Origin of the sequence: Paraburkholderia kirstenboschensis (assembly GCF_032806925.1) — a bacterium.
Taxonomy (GTDB): domain Bacteria; phylum Pseudomonadota; class Gammaproteobacteria; order Burkholderiales; family Burkholderiaceae; genus Paraburkholderia; species Paraburkholderia kirstenboschensis.
This window is the reverse complement of the sequence record NZ_CP136512.1, coordinates 3,020,835-3,039,870: the sequence shown is the minus strand read 5'-3', so window position 1 is coordinate 3,039,870 and position 19,036 is coordinate 3,020,835. Positions and strand designations below refer to the sequence as shown.

At 62.0% G+C, this 19,036-nt stretch carries 16 protein-coding genes; 13 read left to right on the top strand and 3 right to left on the bottom strand.

The annotated features are described in order from the left end of the window. Positions 1-33: 33 nt before the first annotated feature. Positions 34-402: a BON domain-containing protein gene (locus RW095_RS22550; protein WP_317018479.1), complete on the bottom strand. Its 369-nt coding sequence runs from the start codon at positions 400-402 to the stop codon at positions 34-36. Between the two features lie 430 nt (positions 403-832). On the opposite strand from RW095_RS22550, the gene RW095_RS22545 reads away from it, so the two are divergent. The 5 genes from RW095_RS22545 (at position 833) to RW095_RS22525 (ending at position 5,851) form a co-directional block, all read left to right on the top strand. After that, entirely contained in the window at positions 833-1,150 is a 318-nt protein-coding gene (locus RW095_RS22545) for a hypothetical protein (protein WP_317018477.1), read from the top strand. Between the two features lie 554 nt (positions 1,151-1,704). Further along, on the top strand, positions 1,705-2,886 hold the full coding sequence (locus RW095_RS22540; RefSeq protein ID WP_317018476.1) for a quaternary amine ABC transporter ATP-binding protein: 1,182 nt from the start codon (positions 1,705-1,707) through the stop codon (positions 2,884-2,886). Then, entirely contained in the window at positions 2,879-3,781 is a 903-nt protein-coding gene (choW, locus tag RW095_RS22535) for a choline ABC transporter permease subunit (protein WP_128596760.1), read from the top strand. Before RW095_RS22540 ends, choW begins: the two co-directional genes overlap by 8 nt. Positions 3,782-3,788: 7 nt before the next feature. Then, positions 3,789-4,787 carry a GlxA family transcriptional regulator gene (locus tag RW095_RS22530; RefSeq protein ID WP_317018474.1) on the top strand — a complete coding sequence of 333 codons (999 nt, stop codon included), beginning with the start codon at positions 3,789-3,791 and terminating at the stop codon, positions 4,785-4,787. 119 nt (positions 4,788-4,906) lie between these two features. Continuing rightward, positions 4,907-5,851, top strand: coding sequence for a choline ABC transporter substrate-binding protein (locus tag RW095_RS22525; RefSeq protein ID WP_317018473.1), 945 nt, complete (start codon positions 4,907-4,909; stop codon positions 5,849-5,851). 113 nt (positions 5,852-5,964) lie between these two features. Here RW095_RS22525 and RW095_RS22520 read toward each other — a convergent pair whose 3' ends face one another. Further along, complete coding sequence (locus tag RW095_RS22520) at positions 5,965-7,047, bottom strand: GlxA family transcriptional regulator (protein ID WP_317018471.1); 1,083 nt, start codon at positions 7,045-7,047, stop codon at positions 5,965-5,967. Positions 7,048-7,333: 286 nt separating this feature from the next. Between RW095_RS22520 and RW095_RS22515 the strand changes: the two genes are divergently transcribed. From RW095_RS22515 to RW095_RS22490, 6 genes are all read left to right on the top strand, one after another. Beyond that, positions 7,334-8,728, top strand: a complete 1,395-nt coding sequence (locus RW095_RS22515; protein WP_317018470.1) for an L-serine ammonia-lyase — start codon at positions 7,334-7,336, stop codon at positions 8,726-8,728. A gap of 97 nt (positions 8,729-8,825) precedes the next feature. After that, entirely contained in the window at positions 8,826-10,070 is a 1,245-nt protein-coding gene (locus RW095_RS22510) for a sarcosine oxidase subunit beta family protein (protein WP_020067487.1), read from the top strand. A gap of 28 nt (positions 10,071-10,098) precedes the next feature. Further along, a complete protein-coding gene (locus tag RW095_RS22505) occupies positions 10,099-10,413 on the top strand; it encodes a sarcosine oxidase subunit delta (RefSeq protein ID WP_128583947.1) in 315 nt (104 codons plus the stop codon). Continuing rightward, a complete protein-coding gene (locus RW095_RS22500) occupies positions 10,410-13,412 on the top strand; it encodes a sarcosine oxidase subunit alpha family protein (RefSeq protein WP_317018467.1) in 3,003 nt (1,000 codons plus the stop codon). The genes RW095_RS22505 and RW095_RS22500 overlap by 4 nt, the downstream gene beginning before the upstream one ends. Continuing rightward, positions 13,402-14,058 carry a sarcosine oxidase subunit gamma gene (locus RW095_RS22495; RefSeq protein ID WP_317018465.1) on the top strand — a complete coding sequence of 219 codons (657 nt, stop codon included), beginning with the start codon at positions 13,402-13,404 and terminating at the stop codon, positions 14,056-14,058. Before RW095_RS22500 ends, RW095_RS22495 begins: the two co-directional genes overlap by 11 nt. A 64-nt stretch (positions 14,059-14,122) precedes the next feature. After that, positions 14,123-14,386: a hypothetical protein gene (locus tag RW095_RS22490; RefSeq protein WP_128583945.1), complete on the top strand. Its 264-nt coding sequence runs from the start codon at positions 14,123-14,125 to the stop codon at positions 14,384-14,386. 159 nt (positions 14,387-14,545) lie between these two features. On the opposite strand, the gene RW095_RS22485 is transcribed toward RW095_RS22490, so the two are convergent. Next, positions 14,546-15,439: a LysR family transcriptional regulator gene (locus tag RW095_RS22485; RefSeq protein ID WP_317018463.1), complete on the bottom strand. Its 894-nt coding sequence runs from the start codon at positions 15,437-15,439 to the stop codon at positions 14,546-14,548. A gap of 202 nt (positions 15,440-15,641) precedes the next feature. On the opposite strand from RW095_RS22485, the gene RW095_RS22480 reads away from it, so the two are divergent. Both RW095_RS22480 and RW095_RS22475 read left to right on the top strand, forming a co-directional pair. After that, positions 15,642-17,576 (top strand): alkyl/aryl-sulfatase, encoded by a 1,935-nt coding sequence (locus RW095_RS22480; RefSeq protein WP_317018461.1) that lies wholly within the window; start codon positions 15,642-15,644, stop codon positions 17,574-17,576. A gap of 109 nt (positions 17,577-17,685) precedes the next feature. Then, entirely contained in the window at positions 17,686-18,987 is a 1,302-nt protein-coding gene (locus RW095_RS22475) for an MFS transporter (RefSeq protein WP_317018460.1), read from the top strand. Positions 18,988-19,036 lie beyond the last annotated feature (49 nt).

Sequence of the window (19,036 nt, the reverse complement as noted above, 5' to 3'; positions counted from 1 at the left end):
ATCAGGCGCAATGCCATTGAACAACTCGGGCGATCAGCCTCCGCCGCCGCTCGGAACGCCTATCGTGAGCTTGTTCGACACGGACTTCACGCCAGCGACGCTTTTTGCCACGTCCTCGGCCTGCGGAATCTGAGCGCCATCAGGCACCGATCCTGTTAGCGTCACTACGCCGCCGCGCGCCCGCACGAACACGTTCGACACGTCGAAGCCCTGCGCTTTTGCCAACGCCTTGCGCACGTCGAGACCGAGCTTGCGGTCCGTCTTTTTCACCGCTTTTGTGCGCGCAGTCGTGGAGTCCGTCATGTCGGACGGCGCCGCATCGCTCGATTGCGCATACGCACTCGATGCAGTTGCCAGACACAATGCGATGCCGAGCGTCTTCAAAAGATTGACTGTTTTCACGTTTTCTCCATCCTCGAAAAAGTTAATGTCGCTTCGTTGCATGCAAAATAATATGCGCCTGTGAGCGGTGTTCTTCTCACTGGGAGCATCCTGTCTTGTAGAAACGCGATGCCGTGGCGCTCCCGGCGCGCTTAAACAATAGTTCAGCATGCGCGCTCATGCTGGAAAAACTGGCGGTGGCGCGAAACGGCATGCTCCGGCCTGGGAATGCCCTCCGGTCTATGCGTGCGTTTCTTTGCGGTCGTCGCGGTTGTCGAACGCGGTCATTCCGTGTCGAGAAAGATCTGCACTGGCAGCCATGAGTGCGTCATACGCAGTTTGGCATTAAGCTCTCAACGGGCGAACCGTGCGTGACATTGCGCGATCCGCCGAAGAACGATGAGTCGCAAATAACCTTGAATGCACTTGCCAACTTGAGAGGGAGTCAGCCATGAAGCGCGTTGCCATCAAACAGATCATGCTCGGCCTTGCGGTTACCGCGATGGTCGCGGCCGGCATGCCACTCGCCGCCGCGCAAACCACGACCGACACAGACACACAGACCGCGCAGCCCGGTGGTGCGAGCGCCGCCAAGCCGACCAAAGCCCAGCGTAAAGAGGCACGCAAACAGGCTCGCGCGAAGAAGAATGCCGAGCTCAAGAAGCTCGAGGACGCGGGCTATCAGCCGTCGCGGAACGACCCGAACTATCCGACCGATCTGCAAAATGCGCAGAAGAAGGCGGGCATCGGCACAGGCGCGAGCCAGTAGGCATTAACCCGTAATCCGGGCCGCCGGGCAGCGTGACTTTGATGCTGCCCGGCGCAATGCTTTTTCAAACGGCGCGCGTAGCGGTCCGCAATGCTCGCTGCAAGTCTGCTGTTGGAACACGGCCTCTCGTTGCCAGTGTCCGCTGCGCCGAAACCGCGAGCGCCAATCATCGCGTGGACTCTCGTTTCGGCTGACGAATAGCACGCGAATAACCGCTTGAAAAGGTCGTTATTGCGCAGTGGCACCGGCGCATCTGATCGTCCCGCAGCGTTTTTTCTGCTTCGCAAACCCTTCAGTTGGCTTGGAGCGACATCTTCGCCCAACGCCTCTAGCCTCGGCGAAACCCTTACCCATAAAGGCTTCGACGGCGGCGAAACAGCGCCCATGCGACACGGGTGTCGTATTTCCACATGTGGTTGTCGCAAATAGTCGGCTAGCCGTACTTTTTTCTGGCAACTATGTATGGACAGCGCGGACGGACGTCCGCTCACAGCTTTGCATGGGACCAGCGTAAGTGTTTTGCACTAACTCTGGCCGACATAGGAGAGCATTCAATGAATTCCCCCAAGGTCGTGGTCGAAGGGCTGTGCAAGGTATTCGGCACCAACCCGAAACAGGCGCTCGGCATGCTGGCGGGCGGCGCGACGAAAGAAGAAGTCTTCGCGCGAACCGGTCAGATCGTCGGCGTTCACAACGTATCGTTCGAAGTCAAGGAAGGCGAGATCTTCGTGCTCATGGGGCTTTCCGGCTCCGGCAAGTCGACGCTGATTCGCCTGATCAACCGGCTCGTGGAACCGTCGGCGGGCAAGGTGCTGATCGACGGGCGCGACGTGGCCAGCGTGCCGCGCGCCGAATTGACCGCGCTGCGCCGCAAGGACATGAGCATGGTGTTCCAGTCGTTTGCGCTGATGCCGCAACGCACTGTGCTGTCGAACGCAGCCTTTGGGCTGGAAGTGGCGGGCGTTAGCCGCAAGGAACGCGAAGCTCGCGCGATGACCGTGCTCGAGCAGGTCGGCCTCGCCCCGTTCGCGGCGAAGCTGCCCGCGCAACTGTCGGGAGGCATGCAGCAGCGCGTGGGTCTTGCGCGGGCGCTCGCAGTCAACCCGTCGTTGATGATCATGGACGAAGCGTTCTCCGCACTCGATCCGTTAAAGCGCAAGGAAATGCAGAACGTGCTGCTCGATCTGCAACGCGAGCAGCAGCGCACGATCCTGTTCGTGTCGCACGATCTTGAAGAAGCCATGCGCATCGGCACACGCATCGCGATCATGGAAGGCGGCAAGGTGGTGCAGATCGGCACGCCGCAGGAAATCATCACGAATCCCGCTGACGATTACGTGCGCGCTTTCTTCGAAGGCATCGACACCAGCCGTTATCTGACGGCCGGCGATCTGATGCAGACCGATGCCGTGCCGCTGATGCATTCGCATTCGCCGCAGATCGACGTGTCCAGTGTGGCCGCCACGTTGAACGGCAGCGCCGACTATGCGTTCGTGCTCGACAGCGAACGCAAGATTCGCGGCTTCGTGTGTCGCGACGAAACAGGCAGCGCGTCGGCGAGACTCAACTACGTCGAATGCATTCGACGCACCACACCGCTAGACGATGTGGTCGAGCGCGTGGTCGCAAGCCGGGCGCCTTTGCCGGTCGTCGAAGCAGACGGCTCCTACTGTGGTTCGGTCAACAAGACGAACGTGTTGAACGTTCTCACGCGCCATCGAGGTTCCCATGTCTGAAATCATTCCACTTGGCGCCTGGGTCGATCACGGCGTTCACTATCTGCTCGACCACGACGCAAAGACTTTCGATTCCATCGGCAAAGTCATCGAAGGTTTTGCGGCGCTGATCGAACAAGGTCTGCAAGCCGTTCCCATGTGGGCGCTGATGGCGTTCTTCGTCGGCATCGGATTGTGGCGGGTTGGCTGGCGTTTCGCGCTCTTCACCTTGCTTGCGATGCTGCTGATCTACGGCACCGGGTTCTGGGATCAGATGGTGATCACGCTCGGCCTTACGCTGTCGTCCACGTTGATCAGCCTCCTGCTCGGCGTGCCGCTCGGCATCTGGACCGCCAAGAGTCGCACCGTCGAAATGATCGTGCGTCCCGTGCTCGACCTGATGCAGACCATGCCCGCCTTCGTCTATCTGATTCCGGCCGCGATGCTGTTCGGCCTCGGCCGCGTGCCCGGCATTCTTTCCACGGTGATCTTCGCAATGCCGCCCGCGGTGCGTCTCACGTCGCTCGGCATCAAGCACGTGAATCGCGAGATCGTCGAAGCGGGGCAGGCATTCGGCTGCACGCCGTGGCAATTGCTCTACAAGGTGCAGTTTCCGAATGCGCTACCGTCGATCATGACGGGCGTGAATCAGACCATCATGATGGCGCTGTCGATGGTGATCATCGCGTCGATGGTCGGCGCGGGCGGTCTCGGCAACGACGTGCTCGCCAGTATTCAGCGGCTCGACATCGGGCTTGGCTTCGAAAGCGGACTCTCGGTCGTGATGCTCGCGATCATTCTGGACCGCATCACGGAGAGCTTTGGCCGCTCGCCCGGCATGGCGCGCGCGCCGCTTCTCTCGGGCTTGCGCAGTCTGATGAAGGTGCGCCGGGCGCCGGCGGCGCAGCACAGTTGAGCCGCTCATGAAGCGCGACGCGATCACCCAGGTCGAGGCCCCTTCAGATTCGCCGCTTTCCCGGCTCGCGCACGTCGGCTTTTTGACGCTGCCGAACTTTTCGATGATCGCGTTCACGAGCGCGGTCGAGGTGCTGCGCATGGCCAACTATGTGGGCCGCGCGGAGCACTACAGGTGGTCTGTGATCACGCCGGATGGCGAACCGGCGCGGGCGAGCAACGGTATTACGGTGAAGCCCACCACGACGCTCGCGCAAGCCGGCATGCCCGACGTGCTGATAGTCTGCGCGGGCTGGCATGTGCGCGATTACGTCAACGAAACGGTGATCTGCCTGCTGCGCGACGTGGCGGCTGAGGGCGTACCGCTCGGCGGCATTTGCACGGGACCGTATGCGCTACTCGCAGCCGGGCTGCTCGACGGCTATCGTTGCACGGTGCATTGGGAAGACATGTCGCCGCTGCACAAGAGCTACCCGCATGTGCGTTTCGCCGACGAACTCTTTGTGATCGACCGCGACCGCATGACCTGCACGGGCGGCACCGCGCCGCTCGATCTGATGCTGAAACTGGTTGCCATGCGACTCGGTCATCCGGTCGCGGCCCAGGTGTCCGAGCAGTTCATCGTGGAAAGGATACGAGGCTCGACGGATTATCAGCATATTCCCGTCGACGCCCGTGTCGGTTTCTCGCGCGCCGAACTGATAGAGGTCGTGCGATTGATGGAGGCGAATATCGAAGAGCCCTTATCGCTCGACGAACTGGCGCGGCTCGTGCATCTGTCGCAGCGCCATTTGCAGCGCATGTTCAAGATGTTCCTGAGCGTATCGCCGACGCACTATTACCTGACGCTGCGCCTGCGGCGCGCGCGTGAATTGCTGCGCAACACCGACGCTTCCATCGCGCGCGTCACGGCCGTTTGCGGGTTTCATTCGCCGTGTCATTTCAGCAAGGCGTACCGCGCGCAATTCGGTCACGCACCGAGCGTCGAGCGGCGGCTGTCGGCGTAGGACGTTTGTGCTTCGAGTTCGGTGGCGTGCGTTCGCGCATGCCTCGATGCGCAAAAGGCAGCGTCGAAGAACTCCGCGTAATAAACCAGTCAAGCATTCAATCACCCTGAGGAAACGCCATGAAACGTTTGTGGGCTGCGTCGTTGTGCGTGCTGTCTGTGTCGTCTGTTCCTTCGGCATTCGCTGCCGAACCCGCTACATGCCGCGACGTCCGCTTCGCCGACGTCGGTTGGACCGATATCGCCGCTACGACAGGGCTTGCCTCGACGGTGCTCGAAGGACTCGGCTACAAGCCGACCAAGACGATCGCCTCTGTGCCGATCACCTTTGCCGGTGTGAAGAGCAAGCAGATCGACGTATTCCTCGGCTACTGGTCGCCGACCATGGACCCGATGATCGACCCGTTCAAAAAGGCCGGTCAGCTGAGCGTGCTGCCCACGCCGAACCTGACGGGCGCAAAGTACACGCTTGCCGTGCCGGACTACGCGTATCAGGCGGGTATCCAAACGTTTACCGACATCGCGAAGAACTACGACAAGCTCGGCGGCAAGATCTATGGCATCGAGCCGGGTAACGACGGCAATGCCTTGATCAAGAAGATGATCGACAGCAATCAGTACGGGCTCGGCAAGTTCAAGCTCGTGGAGTCGAGCGAGGCGGGCATGCTCGTCGAGGTGAACCGTGCGATCCGCGACAAGAAGCCGATTGTGTTCCTCGGCTGGGAACCGCATCCGATGAACGTGCAGATGAAGATCGACTACCTGTCCGGCGGCGATGACGTATTCGGCCCGAACTATGGCGAAGCCAAGGTGATGACGGTCACGCCGACCGATTACTCGACGCGCTGCCCGAACGTCGCGAAACTCGTGTCGAACCTGCATTTCACGACCGACATCGAGAACCACGTGATGCTGCCGATCATGAACAAAACGGACCCCAACAAGGCCGCGCGCGAGTGGTTGAAAGCGAACCCGGCGGTGCTCGACCAGTGGCTCGCGGGCGTGAAGACGTTCGACGGCAAGGATGGTTTGCCGGCAGTGAAGGCGTATGTAGCAGGGAAGTGATATCTGCGTTTCGCGCCGCGTAAAGCGGCGCGGAAACTTGTGTTGCGCGGTTTCAGGCTGTCAATCAAGGGCTAAAATCAAACGGCATCGACAAAAAGCCTTGAATCAGGGCCTCAAATCGCCTGCGCCCGCCCCGGAAACGTCTCATCAAAATCCGCACCATATTCCGCTTCAGCCGCCGTGCCGCGTTGCTCGCGATACATCATCGGCGGTAAGCCGAATTGCTTGCGGAATTCGCGGCCCAGATGCGACGCATCGGAAAAGCCGCAACTCGATGCAATGTCGGCCACGGTCTTGTCCGAACTGGTCAACAGCCAGGCAGCCGTGCGCAGGCGCACCTGCTTCGCATAAGCCTGCGGCGCCTTGCCGGTTTGCGCCTTGAAAAGCCTTTCCAATTGACGCGGCGACAGGTCGAGCTTGCGCGCGAGTTCATCGAGTGAAAGCGAACGTCCCACGTGCTGTTCCATCAGCAGAATTGCGCGCTTCACTTTCGGGTGCGCAGCAGGTGCAAGTCCCCGCGGATGCGGCTGCGGCGCGTTGCCTTTCTGCATGTCGTCCACGAGCAGAATGCGCAGTGCTTTTTGCACGGTCGCGGTTTCGAAGTGGCGCAGAAGAATGGCTGCGGCTACGTCGATGGAAGCCCGCCCGCCTGAACACGTGATGCGCCGGCGATCGATCACGAAGAGCCGGTCCGCCACCAGCGCCTCTTCATTCACCGAAGGAAAGCGCTCGATGAAATCCCAGTAGTGAAACCAGCTTACGCAAATGCGATGACCGTCGAGTACGCCCGCGCGCATCAGCGAGAACACGCCGGTACACATGCCGACGAGCGTTGCATCGGTCGCCGCGGCGCGGCGTATGAACGCAAGCGTTGCATCGTTCGCGGCAGGTCCCGAATGCAGCAGGCCGCCCACCACGACGACGTAATCGAACGGCTCGGCGTTGTCGAAGGTTTCCCACGGCGTGATCTGGATCCCGCAACTCGCGCGTACCGGAGCAAGGGTTTCCCCTATCACGCTCCATGAACAGCGCACGGGCTTGCTGAAGTCGCCTTCGTCCGCGGACAGACGCAACAGGTCGACGAAACCCGAAAACGCCGTCAGCGTGAAGTTCGGCAGCAGGATGATGCCAAAGCGGATGCGCTGCTTCGGCGTGCCGTCGATAGATTGAAGGGGAAGCGGTTCAGCGGAGTTCATGCATGCAGCCAGAGCGGAAAAGGTTTGAGTCAAGCATAGCACCGGGATTCATCGCGGCATTGATCACAAGTGCCGTCAGCATCGCGAGCCGCAAGGTCGGCGCCTGTCGCAAATGCGTCAGAAGCCTTCGTAAATACGCCGTGGCGCTTGGCGGGCAGTGCGCTTGACGCCACTATCCCACTGTCATGCCGTTTTTATTCTATCGGTCCAATTTGACGTGCGGTGCAATAGGGCCTGTTTCGAGGTAAATCCCGCCACCCAGGCATTGCAACGCACAAGGCACGCCATGAACGTCAGCGTATTCGATCTGTTCAAGATCGGTATCGGTCCCTCCAGTTCGCACACCGTCGGGCCGATGATCGCTGCTTGCCGCTTCGCGTCGCATATCGAAGACGCAAACCTGCTCGCCTTCGTGCGCCGCGTGAAGGTCGAACTGTTCGGCTCGCTCGGCGCGACGGGCAAGGGCCATGGCACGGACAAAGCGGTGCTGCTCGGCCTCGAAGGCAATCTTCCCGAACTGGTCGATCCAGACACGATCGAGCCGCGTTTGCAGGCGATTCGCGAGACGAAGCAACTCGCGCTGCTCGGCAAGCATCCGGTGACATTCGACGAGCGCGAGCATCTCGGCTTTTTCCGCAAGCTGATGCCGGGTGCGCCCGGCTCGGGCATCGTGCATCCGAACGGCATGCGTTTTCAGGCATTCGACGAGTACGGGCAGCTGCTGGTTGAAAAAGAGTATTACTCGATTGGCGGCGGCTTCGTCGTGAACCGCGAGGGCGATCGCGTGAACGGCGTACGTGCAGGCGCCGAGGTGCCGTATCCGTTTCGCACCGGCGACGATCTGATGCGCGTGTGCCGCGAAACGGGCCTGTCGATCGCGCAGGTGACGCTGCGCAACGAATGCGCGGCGCGCTCCGAACAGGAAGTGCGCGAAGGCCTGCTCGCGATCTGGCGAGCGATGTCGGCTTGCGTCGAACGCGGTTGCAAGGTGCGCGGCGAATTGCCAGGACCCATGCATGTGAAGCGCCGCGCTGCGGACCTGTGTGGGCAATTGCGCTCGCGCTCGGAGGAGTCGCTGCGCGATCCGCTTTCCATGCTCGACTGGATCAACCTGTACGCGATGGCCGTGAACGAAGAGAACGCGGCAGGCGGGCGCGTCGTGACCGCTCCGACCAACGGCGCGGCCGGCGTGATTCCGGCTGTGCTGCACTACTACGTGAAGTTCATGCATGCATCGAACGACGAAGGCATCGTCAACTTCCTGCTGACCGCTGCGGCCATCGGCATTATCTATAAGGAAACGGCGTCGATTTCCGGCGCCGAAGTGGGCTGCCAGGGCGAAGTGGGCGTGGCCTGCTCGATGGCCGCCGCGGCGCTCGCCGCCGTGATGGGCGGCACGCCGACGCAAGTCGAAAACGCCGCGGAAATCGGCATGGAACACAACCTGGGCATGACCTGCGATCCCGTCGGCGGGCTCGTGCAGATTCCGTGCATCGAGCGCAATGCGATGGGCGCGATCAAGGCGCTGAACGCCGCGCGCATGGCGATGAAAGGCGACGGCCAGCACTACGTGTCGCTCGACAATGTCATCAAGACGATGCGCGAGACCGGCGCGGACATGAAGACGAAATACAAGGAGACGTCGCGCGGCGGATTGGCCGTGAACGTCATCGAGTGCTGAACAACGCTCTATTCAGGACGTTGTGAAGCACCACGCATCAAGCACCATCAAGCACCGACAGCACCGACAGCACCGACAGTACCCACAAGGACCAACGATGAGCCGCTATTCGATATTCAGCCTCTTGCGCAACGGGATGTCGTATCACGAGAACTGGGAGCGACAGTGGAAGAGTCCCGAGCCCAAACGCGAGTACGACGTGGTGATCGTCGGCGGCGGCGGACACGGTCTCGCCACCGCGTATTACCTCGCAAAAGAACATGGCGTGCGCAATATCGCCGTGCTCGAAAAAGGCTGGATCGGCGGCGGCAATACGGCGCGCAACACGACCATCGTCCGCTCGAATTATCTGTGGGACGAGTCGGCCGCGCTCTACGAAAAGGCAATGAAACTGTGGGAAGGTCTCTCGCAGGATCTGAACTACAACGTGATGTTCAGCCAGCGCGGCGTGATGAATCTCGCGCACACGTTGCAGGACGTGCGCGACACCGAGCGGCGCGTGAATGCGAACCGGCTGAACGGTGTCGACGCCGAATTCCTCACACCCGCGCAGATCAAGGAACTCGAGCCGACCATCAATCTGAATAGCCGCTATCCGGTGCTGGGCGCGTCGATTCAGCGGCGCGGCGGCGTCGCGCGTCACGATGCGGTGGCCTGGGGCTTCGCGCGCGGCGCGGACCAGGCGGGCGTCGACATCGTGCAAAACTGCCAGGTAACCGGCATTCGCCGTAACGGCAGCCAGGTGACGGGTGTGGATACGACGAAGGGTTTCATCAAGGCGAAGAAAGTCGCGGTGGTGGCGGCGGGCAATACGTCCACGCTCGCCGACATGGCCGGCGTGCGTCTGCCGCTCGAAAGCCATCCGTTGCAGGCGCTGGTGTCCGAGCCGATCAAGCCGGTGGTGAACACGGTCGTGATGTCGAACGCCGTGCACGCTTATATCAGCCAGTCCGACAAGGGCGATCTGGTGATTGGCGCGGGCGTGGACCAGTACACGGGTTTCGGGCAGCGGGGCAGCTTCCAGATTATCGAAGGCACGCTCGAAGCCATCGTCGAGATGTTCCCGGTGTTTTCGCGCGTGCGCATGAACCGGCAGTGGGGCGGCATCGTGGACGTCTCGCCGGACGCATGCCCGATCATCAGCAAGACCGACGTGAAGGGGCTCTATTTCAATTGCGGCTGGGGCACGGGCGGCTTCAAGGCGACCCCCGGTTCCGGTTGGGCCTATGCGTACACCATCGCGAAAGACGAGCCGCATGAACTGAACGCGCCCTTCTCGCTGGATCGTTTCTACACCGGCCATCTCATCGACGAACACGGCGCCGCCGCCGTCGCCCACTAACGCGCTAGAGCTGGATAGAGAGACAAACATGCTGATGATCGAATGCCCTTGGTGCGGGCCACGCGCCGAAACCGAATTTTCCTGCGGCGGCGAAGCGGACATTGCCCGTCCGCTCGATACCGAAAAGCTCACCGACAAGGAGTGGGGCGACTACCTGTTCATGCGCAAGAATCCGCGCGGCGTGCATCGTGAGCAATGGATGCATACGCAAGGCTGCCGCCGCTGGTTCAAGGCGCAGCGCGATACGGTGAGCTACGAGATCCAGGGCTATGAAACGTTCGACCGTCCGCTGCTCAAGATGGACAGCAACGACGGCCAGGCACAAGAGGGCAAGACGCAATGAGCCAGAAAGACCGACTCCCGAATGGCGGGCGCATCAACCGCGCATTGCCGCTTACGTTCACGTTCAACGGCCGCCAGTATCAGGGTTATCAAGGTGATACGCTGGCTTCGGCATTGCTCGCCAACGGGCTGCATTTCGTTGCGCGTAGCTGGAAATATCACCGGCCGCGCGGCATCGTCACGGCGGGTGTGGAAGAGCCGAATGCTGTCGTGCAACTCGAAACCGGCGCTTACACGGTGCCGAATGCGCGCGCGACCGAAGTCGAGCTGTATCAGGGGCTCGTCGCGAACAGCGTAAATGCGAAGCCGAGCATCGAGAAAGATCGCATGGCGGTCAATCAGAAGTTCGCGCGCTTCATTCCGGCGGGCTTCTACTACAAGACCTTCATGTGGCCGCGCAAATTCTGGCCGAAGTACGAAGAAGTGATTCGCGACGCCGCGGGTCTCGGCAAGGCGCCCGAGCAACTCGACGCCGACCGCTACGACAAGTGCTTTGCACATTGCGACGTGCTGGTGGTGGGCGGCGGGCCGACCGGTCTCGCAGCCGCGCACGCAGCCGCATTGTCGGGCGCACGCGTGACATTGGTCGACGATCAGCCGGAACTCGGCGGCTCGCTGCTGTCGTGCCGCGCGGAGATCGACGGCAAGCCCGCGTTGCAGTGGATGCACAAGATCGAAGACGAACTGCGGCAGATGCCCGAGGTGAAGATTCTCACGCGCAGCACCGCGTTTGGCTATCAGGACCACAATCTCGTCACGGTTACTCAGCGTTTGACCGATCATCTGCCAGTGTCGCAACGCAAGGGCACGCGTGAACTGATGTGGAAGATCCGCGCAAAACGCGTGATTCTCGCGACCGGCGCGCATGAACGGCCCATCGTGTTCGGCAACAACGATCTGCCGGGCGTGATGCTGGCTTCAGCGGTATCGACGTATCTGCATCGCTATGCAGTATTGCCGGGCCGCGACGCAGTAGTCTTCACGAACAACGACGACGGCTATCAATGCGCACTCGACCTGAAAGCGGCCGGCGCACAGGTGACGGTGATCGATCCGCGCGCGGGTGAATCGAAGGGCACGCTGCCCGCGCTTGCCCGCCGCTATGGCGTGAAGGTGATCGGCGGCGCCGTCATCACGGCGGCGCACGGCAAACTGCGCGTGGCGTCGGTGGATATCGCTTCATATGCAAGCGGCCAGGTGGGCGCGAAGCAAAGCGAATTGTCCTGCGATCTGCTCGCGATGTCCGGCGGCTGGAGCCCTGTGCTGCATCTGTTCGCGCAGTCGGGCGGCAAGGCGCACTGGCATGACCAGAAAGCCTGCTTCGTGCCCGGCAAGGCGATGCAGCCGGAGACGAGCGTCGGTGCCTGCAACGGCGATTTCACGCTGGGCCAGGGCATCCGTTTCGCCGTCGATGCAGGCGTCGAGGCCGCGCGCGCCGCAGGCCATATCGTCGCCCGGCCGAATCCGGTTCAGGTCGCCGGGATCAGCGAAACGAAAATAGAGCCGCTGTGGCTCGTCGGCGGACGCGAGCTCGCAACGCGCGGACCCAAGCAGTTCGTGGACTTCCAGAACGACGTGTCCGCTGCGGATATTTTCCTTGCCGCGCGCGAAGGCTTCGAGTCGGTGGAACACGTGAAGCGTTACACGGCGATGGGCTTCGGCACCGATCAGGGCAAGCTTGGCAACATCAACGGCATGGCGATTCTCGCGCAGGCGCTCGGCAAGACGATTCCGGAGACCGGCACCACCACGTTCCGCCCGAACTACACGCCGGTCACGTTCGGCACGTTCGCGGGCCGCGAGCTTGGCGAATTCCTCGATCCGGTGCGCAAGACGGCCGTGCATGAATGGCACGTGGAGAACGGCGCTGCTTTCGAGGACGTCGGCAACTGGAAGCGTCCCTGGTATTACCCGAAGGCGGGTGAGGACATGCATGCGGCCGTCGCACGCGAATCGCTCGCGGTGCGTACCAGCGTCGGCATTCTGGACGCATCGACGCTCGGCAAGATCGACATTCAGGGTCCCGATTCTGCGAAGCTCCTGAATTGGGTCTACACGAATCCGTGGAGCAAACTCGAAGTCGGCAAGTGCCGCTACGGCCTGATGCTCGACGAAAACGGCATGATTTTCGACGACGGCGTGACCGTGCGCCTCGCCGACCAGCACTACATGATGACCACCACCACCGGGGGCGCGGCGCGTGTGCTGACGTGGCTGGAACGCTGGCTGCAAACGGAATGGCCGGACATGCGCGTGCGTCTTGCGTCGGTCACGGATCACTGGGCGACTTTCGCCGTGGTCGGCCCCAACAGCCGCAAGGTCTTGCAGAAGGTGTGTCATGACATCGACTTCGCGAATGCCGCGTTTCCGTTCATGAGCTATCGCGAAGGCACCGTTGCGGGCGCGGCGTCGCGTGTGATGCGCATCAGCTTCTCCGGCGAACTCGCGTATGAAGTGAACGTGCCGGCGAATGTGGGACGCGCGGTGTGGGAAGCGTTGATGGCCGCGGGTGCCGAGTTCGACATCACGCCGTATGGCACGGAAACGATGCACGTGTTGCGGGCGGAGAAGGGCTACATCATCGTCGGTCAGGATACCGATGGTTCGATGACGCCTTACGACCTGGGCATGGGCGGGCTCGTCGCGAAGTCGAAGGACTTTCTCGGCAAGCGTTCGCTGACCCGCTCGGACACGGCGAAGGCAGGGCGCAAGCAACTGGTCGGGCTGCTTTCTGACGATCCGTCGTTCGTGATACCCGAAGGCTCACAGATCGTCGCCGGTCCGTTCCAGGGCGACACCGCGCCGATGCTCGGACACGTCACGTCGAGCTATTACAGTCCGATTCTCAAGCGCTCGATTGCGATGGCGGTCGTGAAGGGCGGTCTCGAGAAGATCGGCGAAACGGTCACAGTCCCGCTTTCGAGCGGCAAACAGATTGCAGCGAAGATCACCAGCTCGGTGTTCTACGACAGCGAAGGAGCGCGTCAACATGTGGAATGAAACCAAAACGGCGGCGTCGGTCGTGGATCGTGCTGTCGGCAGGCAAACCGGCGTATGGCAGGAGTCGCCGCTAGTGGGTGTGGATGCGCTGCTGAAAAAGCATCAGGCCACGGCAAGCGCGGCATTCAGATTAAGCGAGCGGCCGTTTCTCGAACTCGTGAACGTGCGAGGCGACACGCGCGACGCCGCGTTTGTGCAGGCGGTGAAAAACGTGCTCGGTTGCCCGCCGCCGGAAAAAGCCAACACGGTCGCGCGCGGCAACGGCTACGACATGCTGTGGCTCGGACCCGACGAATGGCTCGTGCGCTCGGCCACCGCGCATGACGCAACGCGCACCGCGCCGTTGCAGGCGAAGCTCGGTGCGGCGTTTGCGGGCGTGTTCGCGTCGGCGGTGGATATCGGCAGCGGCTATACGGTGCTCGAAATCAGCGGCGCTCGCACTCGTGAAGTGCTCTCGCGCGGCTGTCCGCTCGATCTGCATCCCAAGTTGTTCGGCGACGGGCAGTGCGCTCAAAGCCATTACTTCAAGGCGTCGATGACGCTCGTGCCCACCGGCGCGGACAGTTTCGACATCGTCGTGCGTCGCAGCTTTGCCGACTACTTCGTGAAGATCATGCTCGATGCAGCCGAGCCATTGATGTCGTGACTGTCGTGACGCCGCGAGCGCTGTTCCCGTGGACCGCTCGCGGCCTTCGCGCTGCCAGACTCACATGACGTCGACCCGAGTCGTCACCGCGCGCCTCACCGAGCGCGCATTTCAACAAGGCGATGCCGATGCCGCACTCGCGCTGCTCGATCAGAGCATGCTGCTGCGGCACCGGCGCATCGCGCTGATCCGCTACCTGCTCGCCCAGCAACTGGGCGCCCCGTTGCAGGCGCGGCATCACGAATACGTGCACAAAATCGCCGCGCATTTGAGCGCGGAAACGCTCGCACGCATCGCAGGTGCCGCGCGTGCGCGGCTGCGTGCGTAGCTTTCGTAGCGTTCCTAACTAGTTGGAAGTTCGCGCGTGGGTCTGGGCGCCGTTGCATACGATGAGCCCACGCACCGTTCCCTCCGCATCATGAGGCCGATTGCGAGACCGGCCGCATCGCTCATACGCCGGCCATTCGGGACGTTGAATGCTTGCTGCTCAGCTGCCCGCGGCTTCAATTGCGGCAATCGCCCGCTGCGCAGACGGCGACAGCGTCCGCTGGGCCAGATTCACAATGGCGAATTGAGCGGACAGATTGAAGACTGCCGGTACCGTCAATTGCACCAGCCTGCCTGACTCCAGTTCTTCCGCCAACGCGCGCGTGGGCGCGAGCAGGACGAGGTCGGAGTGACGCGTGATGTGAATCAGCGAATGAAAATCGTTGGTGATGACCTGAAAATGCAGATTCTCGCCGGGCAGGCAACCGAGGACCTCGCGCATCCTTGCCAACGCGCTTTGCGGTGCGCGTACGCAAGCCAGCGCGGATTGCCGCAGACGCTCCACTGTCATCTCGTCCGCAAGCAGCGGATGGTGCGGGCGCACGAAACAGCCGGCCGGCTCGACGGGCAAACGGGTGACTTTCAATTCAGCGGAGAGCGGGACGTAACGATGTTCGACCACGACGAAGTCGAGCCGCTCGGCCCTTAGCGATTCGACCAGCGCCTCGCCTTCATTGACTTCCGCATTCACGCGCAAGCCGGGCCAGTCGCGATTGAGCGCGCAAAGCACCTCGCGCAGCATGATCGCCGCCGGCAGCGGCCCGAGCCCGAAGTCCGCGCTTCCCACCTCATGCTGCTGAAGAAGAACCAGATCGCGCGCAAGGCTGTTCGTCTCGAACAGGATTCGCCGTGCCCGTTCGGCCACCATCTGCCCCGCGGCGTTCAGCGTGACGCCGCGTGGGCCTCGTTCGCACAGAGGCAATCCCGCTTCGGCTTCTAGCGCCTGAATGCTGCGCGTCAACGCCGGTTGCGACAGATGAACGCGGCGTGCCGCGGCGGCGAGCGACCCCGCTTCGACGACAGCGATCAGATGTTCAAGCCGTTTGAGGTTCAAGCTATGCGCCTTATGCAGAGATGCGATGACAAACTTGCAATTGAATTATATCTGTCGCCAGGCTCCAATAGAGCACGCCTGATCCCGGCACATTCAATACATTCGGCACATCGGGCGGCCCGCATGGCTACACGCCAACGCGCACGCGCGCGACGAAGCGCGTGCGTGCGATCCGATCGTCGCAACGCATCTGGAATCCACCATGTCGTCTGTTCAATCATCGGAAGCCCCGGCGCAGCCGGCCGCGCAGCGCGTCGCCACAGCTGCCACCATCGCTGCCCAGCAGCAGGCGCTGCGCGAGTTGCCCGTCGAGGACCACCTGGACGAAGAGGAAGCGCGGCGTGGTTTCATCGCCACCATTCCGAACGCGGAAGTGCGCGACGCCTTTGGCCGCGTGGTCTGGACCCTTGCCGATTACGACTTCCTCGACGACCCTGAGGCGCCGGCGACCGCGCACCCCGCGTTATGGCGCCAGGCCCGGCTGAATGCTATCCACGGATTGTTCAAGGTGGCCGAGCAGATCTACCAGGTTCGCGGCTTCGATCTGTCGAACCTGACAATCGTCGAAGGGGATACGGGGCTCATCATCATCGATCCGTTGTCCACGCAGGAAACGGCACAGGCCGCGTTTCAGCTGTATCTCGCGCATCGTCCCGCGAGGCCGGTCGTGGCGGTGATCTACAGTCACAGTCACGCCGATCACTTCGGCGGCGTGAAGGGCATCGTCGCCGAGGCGGATGTGCGCGAGGGTCGGGTCGTCGTCATTGCGCCGAACGGCTTCATGGAAGAGGCCCTCTCCGAGAATGTCCTCGCCGGGACCGTGATGGCACGCCGCGCGCAATTCCAGTTTGGGCATACGCTCGCACGCAGCGCCTGCTGTCAGATCGATTCGGGGCTCGGCAAAAATGGCCCGCGCGGAACCCTGACGCTCATCGAGCCGACGCGACTGATCTGCAATGAGACGGAGACGCACACAATCGACCGCGTGGAGATCGTTTTCCAGTTGACTCCGGATAGCGAAGCGCCGGCGGAAATGCACTTTTTCTTCCCGCAACTGCGCGCGCTCAACCTCGCGGAAAACGGCACGCGCACCATGCACAATCTCTGCCCGTTGCGCGGCGCGCAGGTTCGCAACGCACAGTTGTGGTCGCGCTATCTGTCAAGGTCGCTCGAGCGCTATGCGCCGCACGCCGATGTGGTGTTCGCCCAGCATCACTGGCCCACGTGGGGCAGCGAACGAATCACGGCCTTTCTGGAAGAGCAGCGAGACCTGTACAAGTTCCTGCACGATCAGACAGTCCGCATGATGAATCACGGCATGACCGCGCTGGAGATCGCGGAGTGCATGCGGCTTCCGGCGACCCTGAGCGGCCAGTGGCATACGCACGGCTATTACGGAACGGTCTCGCACAACGTGAAGGCAATCTATCAGTACTACCTGAGCTGGTACGACGGCAACCCAAGTAATCTTCACGCGCTGCCGCCGGAGCAGGCGGCTGTGCGCTACGTGGAGTACATGGGCGGCGCGCAGACGCTGCTGGAGCGCGCGCGGCGCGATTTCGAGCTCGGCGAATACCGCTGGGTTGCGCAGGTGATGAACCACCTGGTGTTTGCACAACCGGACCTGCGCGAAGCGCGTGAACTCGGAGCGGCGGCGCTCGAACAGATGGGCTTTCAGGCCGAATCCGCGACGTGGCGCAATGCGTTCCTGCTCGGCTCCCGCGAGCTTCGCGAGGGGCTGGGTTTGGCGCCCGCCTACGGCAAACGTAGTGCCGACATGGTGTGCGCAATGAGCGATCAGATGTTCTTCGACTATCTTGCCGTGCGTGTGGACGGGCTGAAAGCCCAGGCGCTGGAGTTGCGAATCGACTGGCAGTTCACGGATACGGGCAACCGCTACGCGCTGAACCTCCAGCACGGCGCGCTCACCAGTTGGCCGGGGGTGCACCGGAAAATGCCGCAGGTCACGGTAGCCATGAGCCGCGCGACCCTCAATCGTATTCTGATGGGCGAGACAGGCTTTCGCGAGGCGATCCAGCAAGGGGAAATCGAGCTCGCCGGTGAGGAGCAGCAGTTCCTCGCAATGCTTGCCACTCTCGACACCTTCAATGGCCACTTCAACGTCGTTGAACCCTGAATGGGATTCGCTGAGACCAACGATCGACGCGACACGCTACCGTTCGGCGCAACGACAACGCGTCCCTGTGACCGGGGCCATTCGTTTGCGCGATACATCGAGGGATGAAATGAATATGCAATACGAGCCCCGGACCGCATGGCGCATTGCGCTTCTGTTACTAGCTTTCATGATGGCCAACTTTGTCGACAAGATCGTCGTCGGTATGCTGGCCGTGCCCATCATGAACGAACTGAACATTTCACCCGCGCAGTTCGGCGTGATCGGCAGCAGTTTCTTCTGGTTGTTTTCCCTCGGCGGCATCGCCGGAGGCTTTTTGTCTAACCGGGTCGCCGCTCGCTGGCTGCTGCTGGTAATGGCGCTGTCCTGGGCGGTGTGCCAGATTCCGTTGGTGTTCTCCACGTCGGTAGCCGTGTTCGTAGCCGCGCGTATCACGTTGGGTCTTACCGAGGGGCCGGCTTATCCAGTGGCCATTCATGCGGTCTATAAGTGGTTCCCGCCTGGCAAGCGCATCCTGCCGGTTTCGCTGATCGGCGCGGGCGCAGCGTTGGGGCTGCTGATTGCCGGCGTGACAGTTCCGTTGATCACGCTGCATTGGGGATGGCGCGCGAACTTCCTGGTACTGCTCGTGGCGGGCCTGACATGGTCCGCCGTATGGCTGATGTTCGGGAGGGAGGGCACCATCGACGATACGCCCGCGGCTGCCGTTGCGCGCGCTCACGTGCCTTACCGTCGGTTGCTGACGGATCCAACCGTCCTCGCGAGCATGCTGATGCAGTTCGTCTCGTATTGGGCAATCGTGCTCATCTTCACCTGGCTGCCCGCGTATTTCCAGAACGGCCTCGGCTATGACGCGCTGACCTCCGGCCGCCTCTACGCGCTCGCGATCATGTTCGGCATACCGGTGTCGCTGACGGTTTCGCTCGTCGTTCAACGGCTCATCGCGCGCGGCGTGCCGTCGCGCTTTGCGCGAGGCTGGACAGCCGCCGCGTGTCAGGTGCTCGGCGGCACGATGTTCATCTGTCTTGTCATACCCGGCATTTCGCTCGTGGTCCGCGAAGTGGCCGTCATTTGCGTGATTGCGTTTGGCACCTTCAGCTATGCGATGTGCCCCGCGATTCTCGACGAGGTCACGCCTTTTGGGCAGCGCGGCGCCATGCTTGCGATCGGTAATTCGATTGCCTCGCTGGCAGGTGTGATTGCTCCGATTTTGACCGGCCGCCTGGTCGAAGCAGGCAGTGCCTCAAGCGGCTACGAACAGGGTTTCGTACTGTGCGGCGCGTTGCTAGTGGCTGGCAGTGCAGTGGGCGTCGCGTTCATCAACCCGGCGCGCTCGCTTCGGCGGCTCGGCGGTGAGTCCGCGAATGACGCGACGGGCGCCATGCCCGCCGGTGGATCTACGACCCGGTGACTGCGCAAATCCGCTGGAGTCGATACTGATCGACGAAACGAAACGCTTC